The sequence below is a fragment of the Allocoleopsis franciscana PCC 7113 genome (assembly GCF_000317515.1).
GTDB lineage: Bacteria > Cyanobacteriota > Cyanobacteriia > Cyanobacteriales > Coleofasciculaceae > Allocoleopsis > Allocoleopsis franciscana.
Genome location: NC_019738.1, coordinates 1,181,194 through 1,200,474, shown reverse-complemented (window position 1 = coordinate 1,200,474; position 19,281 = coordinate 1,181,194). Strand labels below are relative to the sequence as shown.

Below are 19,281 nucleotides of genomic sequence, written 5' to 3'. Positions count from 1 at the left end.
TTAATTCCTAAAGATTCTGAACTCGACGTTTCTTCAATACACGCTCTTACGAGTTGCCCAGCGAGCAAGTATGCTGGTCAGTAAGATTAAGACAACGAGGAGAAAAGACGCGGCCCATGCCAGCTCCTGTTGGGCTTCAAAGGGCACTGAAGCAAAGTTATAGATTAAAACAGAGAGAGATGGAGTTGGCTTCCATATCCCTCGCGGCCAGAAGGGTGAATTGAGCGCTGTAAAAATTAACGGGGCTGTTTCGCCAGCGGCACGAGCAATTGCCAGAGTTACGCCTGTAATAATGGCAGGTATTGCTGCCGGGAGGACTATCCTGAGAACCGTTTGGTAGTTAGACGCTCCCACTCCCGCCGATGCCCACCGGATATCTTGGGGAACAATCTGTAGCGCTTCATCGGTTGTTCGGACAATGGTGGGCAACATTAGCACCGCCAAGGCTACGCCGCCTGCGACGGCTGAAAATCCTCCCATTGTGACAACGATAATCCCGTAAGCAAATATTCCAGCAATGATGGAAGGCACACCAGCGAGAACGTTGGTGGCAAACCGAATCCAGCGAGCTGTTGTACCTTTGCTAAATTCTGATAAATAAACAGCGGCTAAGACGCCAAACGGTAGACTAATCAGAGTCCCAATTCCTACCGTCATCAAAGTACCAATTATGGCATTACCAACCCCACCTCCCTTCAATCCTGGAGGTGGAGGCAGCTTGGTAAATAAGTCTAAATTCAGACGATTCGCCCCCTGAGTGAGGACGTAGAACAGCACCAAAAATAAAGGGATGAGAGCAATGATTAAGCAGGCACCTGCCAGTAGGGTCATCACCATCCCGAATAACGTTCGCGGACTGGTGTAAGACCGAGTCATACCACTGGTAGGGGAACCAAAAGAATGTTGGTCTTGAGCGCTAGTTGACATATAAGAAGACTTTACACAGGATGGGGCCGACGTTCTCTAAGTCGCTAGAATTTCTTCACTTGGCGAACAATCAACTCAGCCAATACATTAACGATTAGTGTGATAAGAAACAGAACCAGCCCTGCATACATGAGAGCCGCAACTTGTAAACCGGAAGCCTCAGCAAATTGATTGGCTAGGAGGGAAGCGATCGTGTTGGCGGGTGCTAGCAGCGAAATATTCAACTGATTGGCGTTGCCAATGATCATAGTAACAGCCATTGTTTCTCCCATCGCCCTACCTAACGCTAGCATGATTCCGCCAACAATTCCTGAGAAAGCTGCCGGAATGAGGACTCGGAAAAGTGTTTCCCAGCGTGTTGCTCCCAAACCTAGGGATGCCTGCCTTAAATCGGGAGGCAGGGAACCTAAAGAATCGCGAGAGATTGCCGTGATGATCGGCAAAATCATGATCGTTAAGATGATGGCTGCCGGTAACATTCCTGGGCCACGTAGGGGAGTGCTAAAAATAGGCAACCAGCCGAAGTTAGTGTGAAGCCATTCCCCGATTGGAAGCAGGAAAGGAATCAGAACAAAAATGCCCCACAAACCGTAGACAACACTCGGAATAGCCGCTAAAAGCTCCACCATAAATATTAGTGGTGTCCGAACGGATAAGGGCAGAAAATTTTCGCTCAAAAAGACAGCCGTGCCCACTCCAAGCGGTACGGCAAATAATAGTGCGAGCGCAGCACTGACGATTGTCCCATAGATCATGGGAAGCGCCCCGTAAGTCTCGTTAACGGGATTCCAATCACTAGAAAACAGAAATCCTAGACCATATTTGGCGATCGCAGGCATCGCCCTGATCCCAACCACCACGGCTACATAGATTAAAACCCCGGCAACTGCCAGCGCTAAAATGCGAGTTAGCCAAACAAAAGCCTGATCTAGAGTTTTTTCGGTACTGGAGCGAGGCTGGATTCCTGCTGGAGAATTCTGAGCTTGTGTAGCCATGATTGACTTTACTGAACAAACGGATCATCAAAAAGTGGGAGCGAACATTCTACCAAGTTGCCCTAAAAGGCAGTGACCGACACGGATAAGTTGGTTATCAATTCCCGCCTTCCCGTGTCGGATACCACAACTGGATGCAACTTCAGATCACTAAACCGTCAAATCTAGCGTACTGTAACTCAAACCCAACAATGGAATTACCTTTGCTTTGAGTGAGCCACAGGTTTCCGCTCCAGGCTATTGACCAACGGTAATGTTGTAGTCTGGGCTAATTTTATCGGCTGCCACAGCGACTTTCTGGGCAACGTTTTTGGGGAGAGGAACATACCCTAGCTCTGGGGCAACTTTCTGACCTTCCGTTAAAGCATACTCAATCATGCCCTCTATCGCTTTAGCTTTAGTAGCATCGGGATACTTCTCATGGACAAGAAGCCAAGTATAGCTAATGACGGGGTAGGACTCGTCGCCTTCTGGGTCGGGAATAAACGCCCGGAGGTTCTCAGGCAGTTGTACGGCTTCCAGTGTTTTCGAGGCTGACTGGTCGTTATAGCTAACAAATTTACCGGCTTTGTTTTCCAAGGCGGCAGCCTTCAGATTATTTTGCTTGGCGTAGCCGTACTCGATGTAACCAATCGCCCCTGGAGTCTGCTGAATTTGGGCAGTGACGCCTTCATTCCCCTTGGCACCAAGTCCTGTGGGCCACTGAACTGTCTTACCTTCGCCCACCTTAGTTTTCCACTCTGGGCTGATTGCACTGAGATGTTTTGTGAAAACCCCCGTTGTACCGCTTCCGTCAGAACGGTGTACTACAGTGATATTTTGGTCGGGCAGTTTGGCGTCTGGGTTCGCTTTTGCGATCGCAGGGTCATTCCACTTCTTAATTTTACCAAGCAAGATATCGGCATAAACTTGCCGGGGTAGTTTCAGTTCATCAACGCCTGGAACGTTGTATGCCAGAACAATACCACCTGCCGACACCGGCAATAAGAGAACACCTCCCTTGTCTGCTGGTACCTTTTGAATTTCTTCATCCTTCATCGCCGTATCGCTAGCGCCAAAGTCTACGGTACCCGCCGTGAATTGCTCAACGCCAGCGCCACTTCCCACTGATTGGTAGTTAACCTGTAGTTTGGGATATTTACCGTTCAGGTCTTGAAACCAACGCTGATACAAGGGTGCCGGAAATGATGCTCCAGCACCGACGAGTTGTACATCTTGCTGGAGGGCTAGTTTATCCGATCCAGCATTTGTAGGCGTGTCGGAAGAAGTACCGCCATCAGCAGCTTTGTCTTGGCCTTGCGGCCCACTGCAAGCGGTTACACCGACTGTCATAGCGACTAACGCCATTGATGCTGCTAGACGAGTAGTATGGGTGAGATTGATCCGAAAAAGCATCGTTATCTAAATTTTTTTACTTGTATCAGTAAACCAATAAAAGAATACCGCTTAGACGTAAAGGGAAGATTAAGAGATATGGCCTCTGCTCACTTCGGTCAGTTCCTCAGAAGTTTAATGAAGAAAGATGAGCTTGCTTCAGGCTTATTGATGAGCTGAATTCAATTAGAATTCAACTAAATTTGTAAAATCATGAATATTCTTTTTACCTAGAATAATACTTTTATTTTCAAGCTTCAGCTAAGTCTTATAATTCCGATTCTTTTCTTGAGAATGATTCAAAGCTATCAAATTTATCCACAATTATCTCAGGAAATCTAGCAATCGCTCACCTTAACCGGAGAATTTGGTCAAATCTGCGATAGTTGCAACAGAGGCTTGTTGAAACAAGGATTAAACTTGACTTGGTCTTAATGTGAGCTATGTGAGCTGATGCCCCTTACCCCTTTGCGGCAGAGTCTTGCGGTTAACGGGTAACGCCGCACCCTTGTCGGAGAGTCAGGTTTCCCTCATGTATAAAGTTTTGGTCAACCAGCAAATCTTCTGGAAAATAAAACAGAAGACAAGCTTTCTTTTACAATAAATGCCTTCCACCTTGTACAATTTTGGCTATTTGCCTCTTGCTGACTGTGTCTGTTCCCAATGAACTTCTGTGGGCGTTGATTGGCTTACTACTGACAATCGGCGGCACTTTTGTGGAAGCCTTTGTGACGAATCCGCCCTGGGATTGGTCTGGGCATGGCATCCAAACAGTATCGCTTGGTGTTACCTATCAAATCGGAGCTGTCCTCCTCACGGGTTGTTTAGGCGGTAAAAGTGCTGGTGCCCTTTCTCAAATCGCTTATATTGTCTTAGGCTTAAACTTGCCCGTCTTCACCCAAGGGGGTGGTCTTAGCTATCTAAAGGAGCCTAGCTTTGGCTACTTACTGGGCTTTATCGGCGGTGCTTGGGTTTGTGGCTTCTTAGCTTTTCGGATGCCGCCGCGCATCGAATCTCTCGCCTTTAGCTGTCTATGTGGTCTTTTGACGATTCATCTGTACGGTATAGGCTATTTGATCATTTTTCATGCCCTGAGTTTGGCAACCTCTAGCAATTTATCCCTATGGGAAGCCATCATGAAATACTCGATTGAGCCACTGCCAGGACAAATGGTCGTCACTTGTGCTGTTACAGCTTTAGCGTTTGCTTTACGACAACTGATGTTTTACTAAGGTTGCAGGTTGACAGGGTGCAGGTTGAAAGTTATCTTCAAAAAGCCCAATTCTCCAGCGCTCAACCTTCTAACCCTCAACCCAATAACCCATAATCCATGACCAAGTCCCTGAAAAACCCCTTTTTTTGGGTTATTGCCTTGATCAGTCTGATTTCGGATCAGCTCAGCAAATATTTAGTGGTGCAGAATTTTGAGCTAAAAGAAACTCTAGCTCTTTGGCCGGATGTCTTTCACTTTACCTATGTCTTAAATCCGGGTGCGGCTTTTAGTTTCTTTCAGGGAGAAGTTTGGTTGCGCTGGCTGTCTTTGGTTGTAAGCATTGGTTTAATTGCATTTGCTGTGTTTGGCCCCGTTCTGAATACTTTAGAACAGCTCGGTTATGGCTTTATTTTAGGGGGAGCTTTGGGCAATGGCATTGACCGTTTTTTCAACAATTGCGTCGTAGAGGGCAAGCTTTTAACTTGCGTCGTAGATTTTTTGGATTTTCGTCTGATTCATTTCCCCGTGTTTAATCTCGCCGATATTTTTATTAACATTGGCATTATTTGCTTGCTGATTGTTAGTTTTCGGGATCAACCCCCCGCATCGAACTCTCGGCGTCTTTAAAATTAACTTGCCAAAGTATCTGATTAAAATAGGCGATCGCTCCTTTAATCAGATGCTTTAAGGCGATCGCTAATCCAGTCTACAGCTTGCCCTACCCCATCTTCGGCACGAATCTTCTCACCTAGCTCAATGGCTCGTTGATAGTACTTTTGATGATCGATCGCTTCCCGAATGGCATCCGCAAGCCCTTGGACGGTCAGCTTTTTCTGAGGAATGGGTTTCGGTCCCACCCCCAACTCCAACACTCGACGCCCCCAAAACGGCTGATCGCCAAAGAACGGACAAATCACTGTCGGCTTCCCGGCACGCAATCCGGCGGCTGTTGTCCCTGCACCGCCATGATGAACGACGGCGGCAACTTGAGGGAAGAGCCAATCATGAGGAACGGCTTTCAGTTGAAATACATTCTCTGGTAAATCAGACGCCACCATCCCGCCCCAGCCTGTCGCAATCACGCCACGCTGTTCTGAGCGCCTTAGGGCTTCGATTACTATTTGGGTAACCTGTTCGGGGTGACGCCCTGCCATACTCCCAAATCCCACATAAACGGGTGCTGGGCCAGCCGCCAGAAATTCGACTAAATCCGCAGGAGGCTGCCAATCTTCCTGAGAGTCTAAGAACCAGTAGCCTGTTGCGATCGCTTGATCTGACCAATCCTCTGGGCGAGGGACAACGTGCGGGCTGTAGCTATACAACACTGGAACCCTCTGTCCGTTCTTTCTCACCTGTTCACTCATCCGCCATGAGCGATCGGGTAATTTCAGCACGTCCTCACGCCATTGATTGACGACACCCATATAGGGTGCGGTTAATAGGGGCAAAATTTTATAGGTGAGTTGATTGAACCAGCCTCCTAAATGCAAGTCAGGAAACAAGGGGTTAGGAAAAGCACGGGTTGGAGTGTACAGCGGCAGGGGTAAGCTCATGAACAGCGGAATCCCCAACTTTTCGGCAATGTGATAGCCGCTGAGTGCCTTTGGATGATAAATAATCGCCTCTGTTCCCTGTGCTGCAACCCAAGCTTCATCGAGCATTTGGCGGATAATGGGTTTAACCTGCTGCAAGAGGCTCAACGGGTTACCGCCCGATTCAATGGCGGCACGACCTGCATCCGTCTCGGTGATTTGGAGCAGGTGATCATTCATATAGGCATAGTGCAGACCCCGTTCCCGAATCCAGGACTCGAAGCGATCGCTGGTGCAAATCGTGACTTCGTAACCCACTTGCACAAGCCCCATACCTAGCGCCACAAAGGGCTGTACATCGCCACGGGAACCGATCGTGATGATTGTGATTTTCATCACCCTTGGCTCCAACCCTCTAAGCCGATTCGGACTTGAGCAACCAAGAGGGATGAGTCAGCAGTTCTGCCGTGGAGCGTTTCTCTACCATCTCCCTGGTAATGGTGCAGCGATGAATATCTTTGCGGGAGGGCAATTCGTACATAATCTCCAGCATCAGCTCTTCTAGGATGCCCCGCAGTGCTCTCGCTCCGGTTTTGCGTCGAACGGCTTCTTGGGCGATCGCTCTTAGAGCATCTGGCTGAAACTCTAGACGAATACTATCCATTTTTAGCAATTTTTGGTACTGCTTCACCAAAGCATTGTGAGGTTGTGTCAATATCCTCATCAAGGCATCTTCATCGAGTGGCTCGACGGAGGTGATCGCAGGTAACCGCCCAATCATCTCCGGAATTAGACCAAATTTCACCAAATCCTCTGGCTCTAGATGTTTGAAAAGTTCGGCTGTCGGCTTTTGCTGTGACTGTACCTCAGCGGATTGGACAAAGCCAATCGAGCTTTTCCCGATGCGTTGCTCTACGACTTTGTCTAACCCAACGAAGGCACCGCCGCAGATAAAGAGAATATTACTGGTGTCAATTTGAATACACTCCTGATAAGGGTGCTTTCGTCCACCTTGAGGCGGCACATTCACCACCGTCCCTTCCAAAATTTTCAGGAGAGCTTGCTGCACCCCTTCCCCCGAAACATCCCGCGTAATGGAGGGATTTTCACTTTTACGGGCAATTTTGTCAATTTCGTCAATGTAGATAATGCCTCGCTCAGCCGCTTCCACATTGAAGTCAGCGACTTGCAGCAATCGCAGCAAGATATTTTCCACATCATCCCCGACATAACCCGCTTCGGTCAGCGTGGTAGCATCCGCAACGGCAAAAGGAACATCCAACTGAGTCGCCAGGGATTGAGCCAAAAGGGTCTTGCCACAACCGGTGGGACCGATGAGAAGAATATTGGACTTAGAGAGCTTCACACTCTCATCAAGGGTTGTCTTGCTGCTCTCGTTTGAGTCAACGCCGAGGCGTTTGTAATGGTTGTAAACAGCCACTGAGAGAACTTTTTTGGCTTGGTCTTGACCAATGACATACTCGTCTAGAGCTTTCTTGATTTCTATGGGTTTTGGCAGTTGATGCCAAGCTCGATGACTGACTGGGATCGGTTGCTTTTGGGGAGGCTCCGTATCCTGAGCGGGTTGAATGGCGGTGTCATTGGAGGAGTGGAACAGTTCCTCATCTAAGATTTCGTTGCACAGTTCCACGCACTCATCACAAATATAGACGCCTGGGCCGGCAATTAATTTGCGTACCTGTTCAGAAGACTTACCGCAAAAAGAACATCTTAGATAAGAGTCGTATTTGGACATATAAAAATTATCGCTGTTGAGGTGGTAGCAGCATCCTAAGCTTTAGCTCGGTGCGGCTATATATATTCCGTGTCAGCTCCCTTTGAGAAAAGGAGTTTTGCCCTATGCCTGTGAATCAGATGCTACCCATTGTGATGTGACTCGGTTTCCCAGTCAAAGGAGCAGCTACCTTGCTGAAATAACCCAAAAAACGATTATTGTACCAAATTGCGATTATTAAGGGTCTGTTAAGGAATAGGGCTGGCGGCTTGAGGCGGAGTTTTATTCTGACCTCATGACCGATGACCCATTTTTGATCACTCACTGGAGAGAATCCAGTTTAGACTGCAATTTGGTCTTAATACCATTCTAAGAACAATCTCATCGTCCTTAGAGCCGTTGGTGCTTTTTCAATATTTATCAATAAACCACTGAGATTTATTCTCAACTATTAGATTTTGTTGCAAGTGAGACGTGCAAGTAACTATGATTGTCAATAATGCATTGTCAATAAACGGTTTTTTTTGAGAGAGTTATTATGCCTCCTTATACAGCCGCTTCACTCAAAGCCGAACTCAATTCCAGAGGTTGGCGTTTAACGCCACAACGGGAAACAATTCTACATGTTTTTCAAAATCTACCCAGAGGCAACCATCTGAGTGCGGAGGAACTTCACGAATTGTTACAGCAGCGTGGAGAACCCATTAGTTTATCTACCATTTACCGCAGCGTTAAGTTAATGTCGCGGATGGGTATTTTACGAGAACTAGAATTGGCGGAAGGACACAAACATTACGAACTCAATCAGCCTTTCCCGAACCATCACCATCATTTAGTTTGCATTCAGTGTAACCGCACTATTGAATTCAAGAATGATTCGATTCTCAAGCAAGGGGTCAAGCAGGTGGAACGAGAGGGCTTACAGATGATTGACTGCCAACTCACGATTCATACCATCTGTCCGGAGGCTCTGCGGATGGGATGGCCTTCTGCCTTACCCAGTAACTGGTGCTGCACCCGCTCAATTGCCCATGGATTGAATTAGATAGGTGTTTTGTAGCCAGTGAGCGTGACTACGTTTTGCAAAAACCATACTCTCATCCAACGCCAACAGTCTTGCTTCCACCTTGGCTGTTGGCTCTCTTAATCCTAAAAGTATTGAACATCAACGTTGTTCACACATTTTTATATAGAAACTAGCCGCTTTATCTTGAGAGTTGATCTGGTGAATTTGTTTAAATATTTGATAAGCCTGGGCAATTTTATTTTCATTAAAAAGTATAATCGCTTCTTCAAACAAGGTCTTAGTTTGTTGTTTTAAAGCTTGGAGTTGAGGCGGATCAGTCTCAAAAATTTCAAATACAGAAACTCGTTCTTTTTTACCTTTAACTTGCACTTGTCCGATGAATCGATAGTGATAAAGCGTTGGGTCTTCCAGGCTAAATAAAGTGGGGCCACTGATCAGAATGGAAGCACCATAAACTTTGGTTAAATCTTCTAGACGAGACGCTAGATTAACCGCATCGGCAATCACTGTGCTTTCCATGCGCCGTTCTTCACCAATGGTTCCCAGCATTAAGCTTCCCCGATGTAAGCCAATTCCGATCGCCAGGGTCGGATAACCCGATTTTTGCCGCTTGATATTATAAAGTAAGACTTGTTTTTGCATATCGAGCGCGGCATTGACAGCTTGATCCGCAGTCTCAGGAAACAGCGCCATCACCGCATCCCCAATGTATTTATCAATAAAACCATTATGCTGGCGAATTACAGGCCCTACCCAGCTCAAGTAAGAATTGATAAAATCAAAGTTTTCCTTGGGAGACATCTCCTCTGACAGGGTGGTAAAGTCGCGAATGTCAGCGAACATCACGGACATTTCCTTGAGAATTTGGTCTCCCAAGCGGACATCCACAATACTTTTATGTCCGAGAAAACGCAAAAATTCATGGGGGACAAACCGACCATAGGCGATATTAATTTTAGACAGATTAATATGGGTTTTAATTCGCGCTAAAAGTTCATTTTTCAAGATAGGTTTAGTTAAATAATCATTCGCCCCCGCATCCAAGCCGGCTACCAGGTTTGAAACTTGATTTTTGGCGGTCAACATCACAACCGGCATTTCCGAAGCTGGAAACTGTTCGCGGATTTTTTGACACACTTGATAGCCAGACATTTTCGGCATCATAATATCAAGCAAAATCAAATCTGGTCTGAGTCCGTTGTGAATTTTTTCTAATGCTTCTATTCCACTGCTGGCTTGGACAATTCCATAGTTTTGTAGGGATAGGTGATTGGCAACGACTTGTAAATTGATCGCCTCGTCGTCTACCACTAAAATTGTTAATTGACCTTCGGATTGAACAATGGGTGCAAGAAGTTCGGGGGGGGGTGACTCATTTTCCCGCATTCTAGCCAGCGCTTGGCTAAGATCTAACGTCCGATTAGGAGGTTGCTTACTGATGGGTAGGGTAAAAATGAACCGGGAACCCTGACTCAGTTCTGACTCGACGTGGATTGTACCGCCGTGCAGTTCTACAAGTTGTTTGGTAATACTCAATCCGAGTCCGGTTCCACCATACTCACGGGAGACGGAGGCATCCACTTGCTCGAAGGATTTGAAAATATCCCCGAATTTATCGGGTGAGATACCAATCCCAGTGTCGGCAACGGTCACTTCTACCATACTGTCGAGAGCGATCGCAGATACCGTCACTGAACCCGATTCTGTAAACTTGATCGCATTGCCAACCAAATTGTACATAATTTGTTGCAGCCGATTCTCATCACCTTCAACGGCAACCAATTCCTCTGGAATTTCGTTATTGAGTGCTAAAGATTTACTCGTCACTAGAGGACGGCAAACCCTGAGAACAATCTCTGTGATTTGGCGAAAGTCGATAGGCTGTAAGTGCAGTTCGATGTCCCGGTTCTTCAGTTTGGCGAAATCAAGGATATCATTAACCAAGTTTGCCAGCCGCATCCCACTAGAGACAACCATGGAAAGATTGGCTTTTTGTCGGTCATTCAGTTCACCCGCCGCACCATCAAGGAGGGATTCCGCAATGCCGATAATGCCATTGAGCGGGGTACGGAGTTCGTGGGAGGTATTAGCTAAAAACTCATCTTTGATTTGATCCAAGCGCTGTAATTGAGTATTTTTGAATTCCAGTTCTTGGGTGAAAGAAATTCGTTCCGTTTCCGCTTGTTTGCGTTGGGTAATATCTTGAAACGCAGCAATAGCATAGACAACCTGATCTGTTTCATCAAAAATGGGAGTTGCCCACACCTCTAGGGGAATAATCCGATCGCCTTGATGAAGCTCCATATTATCAACATTGGCTCTTTCACCTTTTAATGCTCGCCAAATGGGCTGTTGATCTACGGGATAAATCTGTTGTGTCCCTGCAACATAAGCTTGATACACCACTGGCAATTGTTCAGCCGTAGCATCCGGGGCGATGGCTTTACCTAACAACTCCTGTGCGGTTTGGTTCGCATAATAGGTTTGACCACTGCTATCCACTACAAATATGCCCACCGGTAGCGCTTCCAAAAATTGAGCTAACCGTCTCTCACTAATGCGTAGAGCCTCTTGGGCACGTTGGCGCTCGGCAATTTCTTGCTGGAGATTTTTCAATAATTCAGCTTGAGCTTGCTGAGCTAAACGCTCTTTTTGCAGCGATTGTTTCATCTGCTCAACATGTTGCAGCGTTTTGTTGGTTGTAATTTCTAAATCTTGAAAATCGATTGGTTTCGTCAGAAAATCAAATGCCCCCAGATTCATTGCCTTCCTGATATTTTCGATATCCCCATAGGCGGAAAGAATCACAGTTTTGATGGTGGGATGTTGCTCTGAAAGCCGAGTGAGCAAAGCTAGCCCATCCATCTGGGGCATATTAATATCGGTTAATACCATATCAATATCTGGTTCAGTTTGTAGCTTTTCTATGGCGTCTACACCATTTTGTGCAAAAACAAACTGAAGTTCATTTTGCCGAATTTTTTTTCTAAATTTCTGGCGGATCAGGGATTCTAAGTCAGGCTCGTCATCCACAACCAGTATTTTCGCTGGCATTGTTTTTCCCTGATTAGGATTTACTATAAGTTTAATTTTTTTTCGACAACAGCTTGAACTCTATAGAATTGCTCATATCGGTATCTAGGTTCTATTTTATTAACAGGCTGTGATTTATTTAATCACATATTTTTTGAAAGAGAGTAGCGATTAGAGTAAACTGCTCAGTCCACTTTACTTTTGCTTGAGCACCAGTAAAGTGATATCATCATAAACCTTTTGCTCTCCAATGTGCTGCTGTAGCTCGTCAATCACAGCCTGTCGAATGTCATCGGCTGAGCTTTGCCAGTATTTTTTGACCACGTCACAAAGCCGATCCAAACCGTATTGCACCCCATGGATATCTTCGGCTTCGGTAATACCATCGGTGTAGAGGACTACAACATCCCCTGGATTCAATTGCACCCTAGCTTCTGCTACAAAATCAGAAATGTCTTCTGTCAAGCCAATGGGGAAGCCTAAATCGATTGTATCGATTTGCTCAAGGCTGCCACTAGAGCGCACCACAATCATTTGCTCATGCTGTCCGCTTAAGGTGAGAACGCCCTTGTAATAGTCTACTAAAGCGAGGGTTAGGTTCTTATCGCAGCGCATTCGTTGTAGATTATCATAAATCGTCCGATTGATGGTGTTCAAAAATTTGACCGAGTCAGTCTCTTGATGGGTCACTAGGGTTCGCACGGCGGTTTGTACCATTAGCATTAACACGCCACTTTCTAAGCCATGACCCGTTATATCCCCAATGCCAATTTTGACTTTTCCGGCGTGCTGTAGCACGTCATAGTAGTCACCACCCACCTCCTTAGCGGGTTTCATAAACCCAGCAATCTCTAGTTCGCTCATTTGGCTGAGTTCTTCTTTTGTCGGCAGGAGCATTTGTTGTAAACGCCGTGCAATATCGAGTTCAGTACTCAGGCGCAGGTTCTCAGTTTCGAGACGCTGGAGGTAGCGTTCCTGCTCCAAAGCTTGCTTCATCTGTTGTACATATTGCAGCGTTTTGTTGGTGGTAATTTCTAAATCTTGGAAATCAATCGGCTTCGTGAGAAAATCAAAAGCACCTCGATTCATCGCAATTCTAATGTTTTCAATATCCCCATAGGCAGAAATAATAATGGCTTTGATAATAGAATTTTGTTCGTTGAGTTTAGTTAATAAGGTTAGCCCATCCATTTCGGGCATATTAATATCAGTTAAGACAATATCAATATCCGGTTCTGCTTGAATTTTTAATAAGGCTTCTACACCGTTATGAGCAAAAATAAACTGAAGTTCTTGTTGACGAATTTTTTTCCTAAATTTCTGTCGAATCAGGAGTTCTAAGTCAGGTTCATCATCTACAACCAGGATTTTTGCCGCCATATTTTCATTCCCGGCTAGGGTTAGCTAATAATTCAATATTTTGTCTTTGAGGGTATCAAATTCAACAGGTTTATGGAGATAGTCATCTGCTCCATATTCCATGGCAACTTTATAATTTTCTTCATCTCCATAGGCGGTAATCATAAAGACTTTTAAATGGGGGAATTTTTCTTTAATGATTTTGAGCAATTCTAGACCGTTCATCCCTGGCATATTAATATCTGAGAGAATTAGGACAACGGAATGTTCAGGCTGACCATTTAAGTATTCCAGTGCTTCTTGGGCTGAAAAAGCAAACTGAAACTCAATTTGACCTTTTTTGATTTCCTTCCTGAATTTTTGCCGAAATAAAAGTTGAACATCTTCTTCGTCATCCACAACCATGATTTTCATGACTTAACTCCGTTTTGGCAAAACAATAACAAACTCAGAATAACTGCCCGGTGAGGTGTTCACCTTAAGTTCGCCTTGATGCTCTTGGACAATAATATCGTGACTAATGGATAGACCCAACCCAGTTCCTTGACCGGTGGGCTTGGTGGTAAAAAAGGGATTGAAGATTTTATCCCTAATTTCATCCGGTATGCCTTTGCCGTTATCTCGAATCCGAATTTCTATCTGCTCATCCAGATTTTTTGTGCTTACTGAAAGTGTGGGCATAAATCTGTCTCCGAGTTCTTTTTTTTTCTCATGAGTCGTATAACAAGCGTTGTTGATCACATTCAGAAATACCCGACTAATATTCTGTGGGACAACATTGATTGACCCAATGGTGTCGTCATAGTGAGTTTCTATGGTGATGTTGAAGGAAGAATCTTTAGCACGCATTCCGTGATAAGCCAAATTTACATATTCTGCCAGTAAAGCATTGATGTCAGTGAGTTGTCGCTCACCGGCTTTACCCCCAGAGTGGCTCAACATGCCGCGCACAATATTGTCGGCTCGCTTCCCATGTTCGTTGATTTTTTTGACGTTTTGAGTGAGGTCATTTAATATCTCTTCAATATATTCTGTGGTTTCTGTATCTAAGTTCTCTTTTTGGTTGCCAATTTCTTCGAGGAGTTCTTCTGTTAATTCGGCAGAGAGTTCCGCGAAGTTATTCACAAAGTTTAAAGGATTTTTAATCTCATGGGCAATGCCTGCGGTGAGAGCACCGAGAGAGGCGAGTTTTTCTTGAGCAATAATTTGATCTTGAGTGGCTTTGAGTTTTTTCAGGGTAGAGGCGAGTTCCTGATTTTTCTCTTGTAATTGCTGGGTTCTTTCTTCGACTCTGAACTCTAGTGTCCGGTTGTATTCTTCTAATTGGTTGTAGAGGCGGGAGTTTTCGATGGAGATGGCGGCTTGGGCGGAAAGGATTCTTAATGTTTCGACGCGATCGCTGGTAAATGCCCCTGTTGTAAGATTGTTTTCTAGGTAGAGGATGCCGCTGAGTTTGCCTTGGTTGAGCAGGGGAGCACAGAGAATGGATTTGGGTTGAGTCGCCATAATGTAGGGATCGCGGGTATATTGTCCCTCATGAGTGGCGTTATTTAAAACGACATTTTCTTGAGTGTGGGCAACAAAGTTGAGGATGGCGGTTGAGACGAGGGGAACTTGGGTGGTAGAGTCAACCGCATCAACGGAAATAGAGTGCATGACATTCACCTCATCTTTACCCACAACACCTTCGGCTTCAATTACCCACTTGCCATTGTTGTCGAGAATCAGGAAGCCTTTTTGTGCTCCTGCATTTTCAATGGCTATTTTCATCAACTTAGAGAGCAATTTGCCCAGAACAATTTCACTGGTTAGGGTTTGCGAGGCTTTGATTACGGTTGATAAGTCTAGCGCTTGGGCCTCACTCTCAGATGTGGTGACAATCGTGCTGGTGTTCTTACTGCTCTTTCGGTTGGTTGTGCCGACTAAAATTTTTGGATATTCGGCTTCTAATGCTTTAAATTTGGCTACGGCTCCCCAGTTTACATAACACTGGTAGGCATTTTTCAGGTAGAACTGACCAATTTCTTCTCTGCCCAGGGAGAGGTAGAATTCTGCGGCGCGTTCGTAGGCTAGGGCTTCTTCGTGGATGAATCCTTGTTCTCTGGCTCCTTTGATGGCGCGATCGTATAGCTCCATTGCTTTCGCAGATTTGCCCAAAATTCGCGCTTTTTCGGCTTCTATTAGCTCGTATTTATGTTGGTAATTAGCTGGACTGTGGTATGCCCATTCTTTTATCAATTTTTGGTTGGATGATACTTTTTTCAGAAATTGTTTTTGCTTGTGCGTTTTCGAGATAGGATATTGAGCAAGAAGCGCGAGAGAATAGTAAAAAATATATGGCCCTCCAATGATGTACTGGCGGCAAGAATCAAGGTATTTTTCAGCCTCAATTGCGTTTTCAACAGCCTGCTCATAAGTCTTAAAAAAATAAGAAAGAATTGTTTTTCCTAAATAGGTAAGAAACAACAACCAAACGTTGCTTTCTTGAATCCAAGTTTTTATATAAATGTCTTCTTTGGCTTTACAGTCGTCTATTAAATAATATTGATTCTTAGCTCCATGGATTAAGTTTAGTGCAATTTCGCTACTAATTTTTATGTAGTTAGAGGGATATTTTTGTTTTAATTTTCTGATAAATATTATAAATTCTGAATATTTTTGTTCGACTTTTTTCAGATTATACCCAGCAAAGAACATTTGCAGACAATAGCTTACAGCATCATAACAAGCAAACTCATAATCTCCTGTCTCTAAGCCGTTGTTAGCACCTTCCAGTACTAGTTCTAGCGTGTCTTTAAGCGACTCTTTCCAATGCTGTATATATCCGTTATAGAAATGTATGACTAGGGCTTTACGAACGTTGAATCTCTCTAACAACTTTAAAGAAAGTTTACCAAACCGATATCCAGAATCAATATCCTCCATTACTCCACACAAAAGCCCGCCGTAAAAAACATACACGCCAGCAGCTTGGGGTGGATTCCCATCTTTGATACAGAGATTAACCGCAGTCAACGTCACCAGAGGATATAAGTCGGGATTAACAACTACCGTAGCAGCAGCAATAGACATTAAAATTCTTACAGATGCAAGATGATGAGGATTGGTCATATCTGGCAGATTGGCTAAGTCCTCAATCTGTTTATCTCCCAACAGCAACTTTAAGGTCTTCTGTTCTTCTTCAATCCTCTGTTTGTCTGGTTTTGAGGGCAAGTCTACTCCCAGTTTTGCCAGAACTTCCAGTGCTGTATCTATGGCTTCGTTGTATTGTTGTTTTGCTATATAGGACTGAATATTGAGTTCATACACTTTGACGCGCTCAAGCAGTGATTTAGCATTCTCTAAGATGAAAACAGAAAGTTTTTCTGCTTTCTCAAACTGGGTGTTGAGAAATTGTGCTTCCACCGTTTCTATATGGAGTTCCAGGGTAAAGCTATATTGCTCCTGCCAGCTACCAAATGTCAGAAGTTCCAACCCAGTTTCTAAATATCTGAGTGCGGGTTCGTAAGCCGTAGAAGCCTTCGCTTTTTTCCCAGCAATGAGATTTAATCTAGCCAGCTCATCTTTCTCTGACTGTTGGACGAGCAATTCTGCTCCAATATTCAGTTGATTAACAATATCAAAAATATTTTCTGCCAACTCATCTAGCTGAGTATTTTGCAGTAGTAGTTGACCCACTTTGAGGTGAACTTCTTTTTTATGGTCTTCTGGAATCAGAGTATAAGCGGCTTGCTGCACCCGGTCGTGCAAAAATTTGTAAGGGATGGAGGATGAAAAATTGGGGATAAAAGATGGGGTGGCTTCTGAGTTATTACGAGACTCTATCTCTTGATTCCAAAGCAGGGGAATCTTGTAATCGTCACTCAGAGGCACAATCAACCCTTCTTGAAGCGCAGACCAAAGCTCCGCCGCTGTCTCTGATAGGGATTTGGCATTAACAACGGAGAGAACGTCTAAATCAAATCGGTTCCCAACACAAGCCGCTAACTTTAAGACATTCTGTGTCTTCTCATCAAGCTTTTCAATCTTGCCGATCATTAATTCGACAACATTATCGGTTATTCCTACCGCTTGAATTTGTTCAATATCCCACTGCCAGCCACCCGTAATGAAGTCAAATGACAACAGGTTTTCTGTGTAGAGGAATTGGAGTAACTGAGTTAAGAAAAAGGGATTTCCGTTGGTTTTATTAAAGGCTAGTTGGGCTAGCGGATTTGACCTTTCGATTGAGCCGTTTAAGGTATCGGCAATTAATTGATTGACGCAGTCAACACTTAAGGGTTGAAGGGTAATGGTACTTACTCTTGTCCCCGTCTGTTGAATCTGATCTAAAGTTTGCATTAACGGATGAGTTGGACTAACTTCATTATCTCGATAGGCTCCAATCATCAGAAGATATTGACTATCTGGGTCAGTCATTAGCAACTGAATTAATTTTAAAGATGCTGAATCTGCCCACTGTAAATCGTCCAGAAAAATAACCAGGGGGTGTTGTTTGTCAGTAAAAACACCAATGAAGTTTTGAAAAACCAAGTTAAATCGATTTTGTGACTCCGTTGAGCCTAACTGTGGCACTGAAGGCTGTTCACCGATAATCAGTTCTACTTCGGGAATGACATCGATGATGACTTGACCATTGCTACCCAATGCATTTAAAAGTTTCTGCTTCCAAATTTCTAACTGTGCTTCACTTTCCGTCAGTAACTGCCGAGCTAAATCTTGGAAGGCTTGAATTAGAGAAGCATAAGGAATATCGCGCTTAAACTGATCGAACTTACCAGCAATAAAATACCCTCGCTGTTGAACAATGGGTTTGTGGATTTCATTGACTAAAGCTGATTTGCCAATGCCTGAATAACCCGCAACAAGTATTAATTCGGAGTGACCTAACCCCCCTTCTTTACCCCCCTGCCCCCCCTTTTTTAGGGGGGGAATTTGACTTTCCTCTCGTGCATAAAAAGTTTCGTCCTCTGTCCTCCCCCCGTTTCGGGGGGAATGAGGGGGGTCAAGAAGGACTGAGGGAGAGGTTAAATCCACCCCTGCGGCGACTCGATCAAAAGCTGAAAGTAGAGTTTTTACTTCCTCTTCCCGTCCGTAGAGTTTTTGCGGGATTTGAAACTTCTCGGAAACATCTTGATCCGCTAGAGAGAATTCTGAAATCTGAGCGGTAGTTTGTAACTGATGCAGACAGGTTTCTAAATCAGCTTTTAGTCCCCAAGCACTTTGATAGCGTTCCTCTGCCGTTTTCGCCATCAGTTTCATCACAATCTCTGAAACGATGGTTGGTAAGGGCGCACCAACCTGCGTCCCTACAAGTTCATGGGGTGCTATAGGTTGTTTAGCGATATGACAATGCACCAACTCCATCGCATCATGAGTTGTAAAAGGAAGTTGATGAGTGAGCAATTCGTAGAAGGTAACACCGAGGGAATACAAGTCAGTTCGGTAATCGATTGCCCGATTCATTCTGCCGGTTTGCTCTGGCGAAATATAGGCTAAAGTTCCCTCTATGCGATCGGGATTACAAATTGTCGGATTTTCCCGCGATAAAACGGTGGAAATCCCAAAGTCGATGATTTTAATTTGTCCAGTTTCGGGGTTATAGACGAGATTAGACGGATTAATATCTTTGTGGATGATATTGGCAGCGTGAATAGCCCCTAAACTCTCCGCAATCTTGATGGCAATCGTCAGGAACTCTTCCAGCGTAAACTTGCGTTTTGTCATCCAGCTCTTTAAGGATTCTCCGCCAAAATCCTCCAAGAGCATGGCTAAACTATTTTGATATCTCTGCAAGTCATAAACTTTGACAACACCATCCAGATTCAGAGAACGAGTAATTTCATATTCCTGCTTATAGCGAGTGAGTTCTGATGGCGTGGGGTAATCTTCTTTCAGAACTTTGAGAATAATGGGTTGATTATTCTGATTAAGGCTCGCTTGATAAACTAATGAATTTGCACTTTCGTAGATTTTGGCGAGAATCTGGTAGTCAGTCAGCGCATTCATTGTTCAATTCTCCTGAAAATTCGTTTTATAAAGTGAACTTTAAAGTAATAGGGTGCGTTAACACAGTGTAACGCACC

At 44.6% G+C, this 19,281-nt stretch carries 12 protein-coding genes; 3 read left to right on the top strand and 9 right to left on the bottom strand.

From position 1 onward, the window contains the following. Positions 1-33: 33 nt before the first annotated feature. From pstA to pstS, 3 genes are all read right to left on the bottom strand, one after another. On the bottom strand, positions 34-927 hold the full coding sequence (gene pstA, locus MIC7113_RS05045; RefSeq protein WP_015181095.1) for a phosphate ABC transporter permease PstA: 894 nt from the start codon (positions 925-927) through the stop codon (positions 34-36). 44 nt (positions 928-971) lie between these two features. Further along, positions 972-1,922, bottom strand: a complete 951-nt coding sequence (pstC, locus tag MIC7113_RS05040) for a phosphate ABC transporter permease subunit PstC (protein WP_015181094.1) — start codon at positions 1,920-1,922, stop codon at positions 972-974. A gap of 237 nt (positions 1,923-2,159) precedes the next feature. Further along, positions 2,160-3,317, bottom strand: a complete 1,158-nt coding sequence (gene pstS, locus MIC7113_RS05035) for a phosphate ABC transporter substrate-binding protein PstS (protein WP_015181093.1) — start codon at positions 3,315-3,317, stop codon at positions 2,160-2,162. Positions 3,318-3,946: 629 nt separating this feature from the next. Here pstS and MIC7113_RS05030 point away from each other — a divergent pair. Then, entirely contained in the window at positions 3,947-4,528 is a 582-nt protein-coding gene (locus MIC7113_RS05030; RefSeq protein WP_015181092.1) for a biotin transporter BioY, read from the top strand. A gap of 98 nt (positions 4,529-4,626) precedes the next feature. After that, positions 4,627-5,136 (top strand): signal peptidase II, encoded by a 510-nt coding sequence (lspA, locus tag MIC7113_RS05025; RefSeq protein WP_015181091.1) that lies wholly within the window; start codon positions 4,627-4,629, stop codon positions 5,134-5,136. 44 nt (positions 5,137-5,180) lie between these two features. Here the strand turns inward: lspA and MIC7113_RS05020 are convergent, their stop codons facing one another. Further along, complete coding sequence (locus MIC7113_RS05020) at positions 5,181-6,437, bottom strand: glycosyltransferase (protein WP_015181090.1); 1,257 nt, start codon at positions 6,435-6,437, stop codon at positions 5,181-5,183. Between the two features lie 19 nt (positions 6,438-6,456). After that, positions 6,457-7,797 carry an ATP-dependent protease ATP-binding subunit ClpX gene (gene clpX, locus MIC7113_RS05015; RefSeq protein WP_015181089.1) on the bottom strand — a complete coding sequence of 447 codons (1,341 nt, stop codon included), beginning with the start codon at positions 7,795-7,797 and terminating at the stop codon, positions 6,457-6,459. A gap of 517 nt (positions 7,798-8,314) precedes the next feature. Between clpX and MIC7113_RS05010 the strand changes: the two genes are divergently transcribed. Continuing rightward, the gene (locus tag MIC7113_RS05010) at positions 8,315-8,821 is read left to right on the top strand and encodes a transcriptional repressor (RefSeq protein WP_015181088.1); all 507 of its coding nucleotides are present in this window, start codon (positions 8,315-8,317) and stop codon (positions 8,819-8,821) included. Positions 8,822-8,941: 120 nt separating this feature from the next. Here MIC7113_RS05010 and MIC7113_RS05005 read toward each other — a convergent pair whose 3' ends face one another. The 4 genes from MIC7113_RS05005 to MIC7113_RS04990 form a co-directional block, all read right to left on the bottom strand. Next, entirely contained in the window at positions 8,942-11,857 is a 2,916-nt protein-coding gene (locus tag MIC7113_RS05005) for a response regulator (protein WP_015181087.1), read from the bottom strand. 174 nt (positions 11,858-12,031) lie between these two features. Continuing rightward, positions 12,032-13,216, bottom strand: coding sequence for a PP2C family protein-serine/threonine phosphatase (locus MIC7113_RS05000; RefSeq protein ID WP_015181086.1), 1,185 nt, complete (start codon positions 13,214-13,216; stop codon positions 12,032-12,034). 24 nt (positions 13,217-13,240) lie between these two features. Next, positions 13,241-13,609, bottom strand: a complete 369-nt coding sequence (locus MIC7113_RS04995; RefSeq protein ID WP_015181085.1) for a response regulator — start codon at positions 13,607-13,609, stop codon at positions 13,241-13,243. Positions 13,610-13,612: 3 nt separating this feature from the next. Next, complete coding sequence (locus MIC7113_RS04990) at positions 13,613-19,204, bottom strand: trifunctional serine/threonine-protein kinase/ATP-binding protein/sensor histidine kinase (protein WP_015181084.1); 5,592 nt, start codon at positions 19,202-19,204, stop codon at positions 13,613-13,615. Positions 19,205-19,281: the final 77 nt, after the last annotated feature.

What these genes read in the sequence shown, in the direction of transcription:
- pstA (WP_015181095.1), bottom strand. Translation starts at nt 927, where the DNA reads ATGTCAACTAGCGCTCAAGACCAACATTCTTTTGGTTCCCCTACCAGT.
- MIC7113_RS05010 (WP_015181088.1), top strand. Translation starts at nt 8,315, where the DNA reads ATGCCTCCTTATACAGCCGCTTCACTCAAAGCCGAACTCAATTCCAGA.
- lspA (WP_015181091.1), top strand. Translation starts at nt 4,627, where the DNA reads ATGACCAAGTCCCTGAAAAACCCCTTTTTTTGGGTTATTGCCTTGATC.
- pstC (WP_015181094.1), bottom strand. Translation starts at nt 1,922, where the DNA reads ATGGCTACACAAGCTCAGAATTCTCCAGCAGGAATCCAGCCTCGCTCC.
- MIC7113_RS05005 (WP_015181087.1), bottom strand. Translation starts at nt 11,857, where the DNA reads ATGCCAGCGAAAATACTGGTTGTGGATGACGAGCCTGACTTAGAATCC.
- MIC7113_RS04995 (WP_015181085.1), bottom strand. Translation starts at nt 13,609, where the DNA reads ATGAAAATCATGGTTGTGGATGACGAAGAAGATGTTCAACTTTTATTT.
- pstS (WP_015181093.1), bottom strand. Translation starts at nt 3,317, where the DNA reads ATGCTTTTTCGGATCAATCTCACCCATACTACTCGTCTAGCAGCATCA.
- MIC7113_RS05020 (WP_015181090.1), bottom strand. Translation starts at nt 6,437, where the DNA reads ATGAAAATCACAATCATCACGATCGGTTCCCGTGGCGATGTACAGCCC.
- MIC7113_RS04990 (WP_015181084.1), bottom strand. Translation starts at nt 19,204, where the DNA reads ATGAATGCGCTGACTGACTACCAGATTCTCGCCAAAATCTACGAAAGT.
- clpX (WP_015181089.1), bottom strand. Translation starts at nt 7,797, where the DNA reads ATGTCCAAATACGACTCTTATCTAAGATGTTCTTTTTGCGGTAAGTCT.
- MIC7113_RS05000 (WP_015181086.1), bottom strand. Translation starts at nt 13,216, where the DNA reads ATGGCGGCAAAAATCCTGGTTGTAGATGATGAACCTGACTTAGAACTC.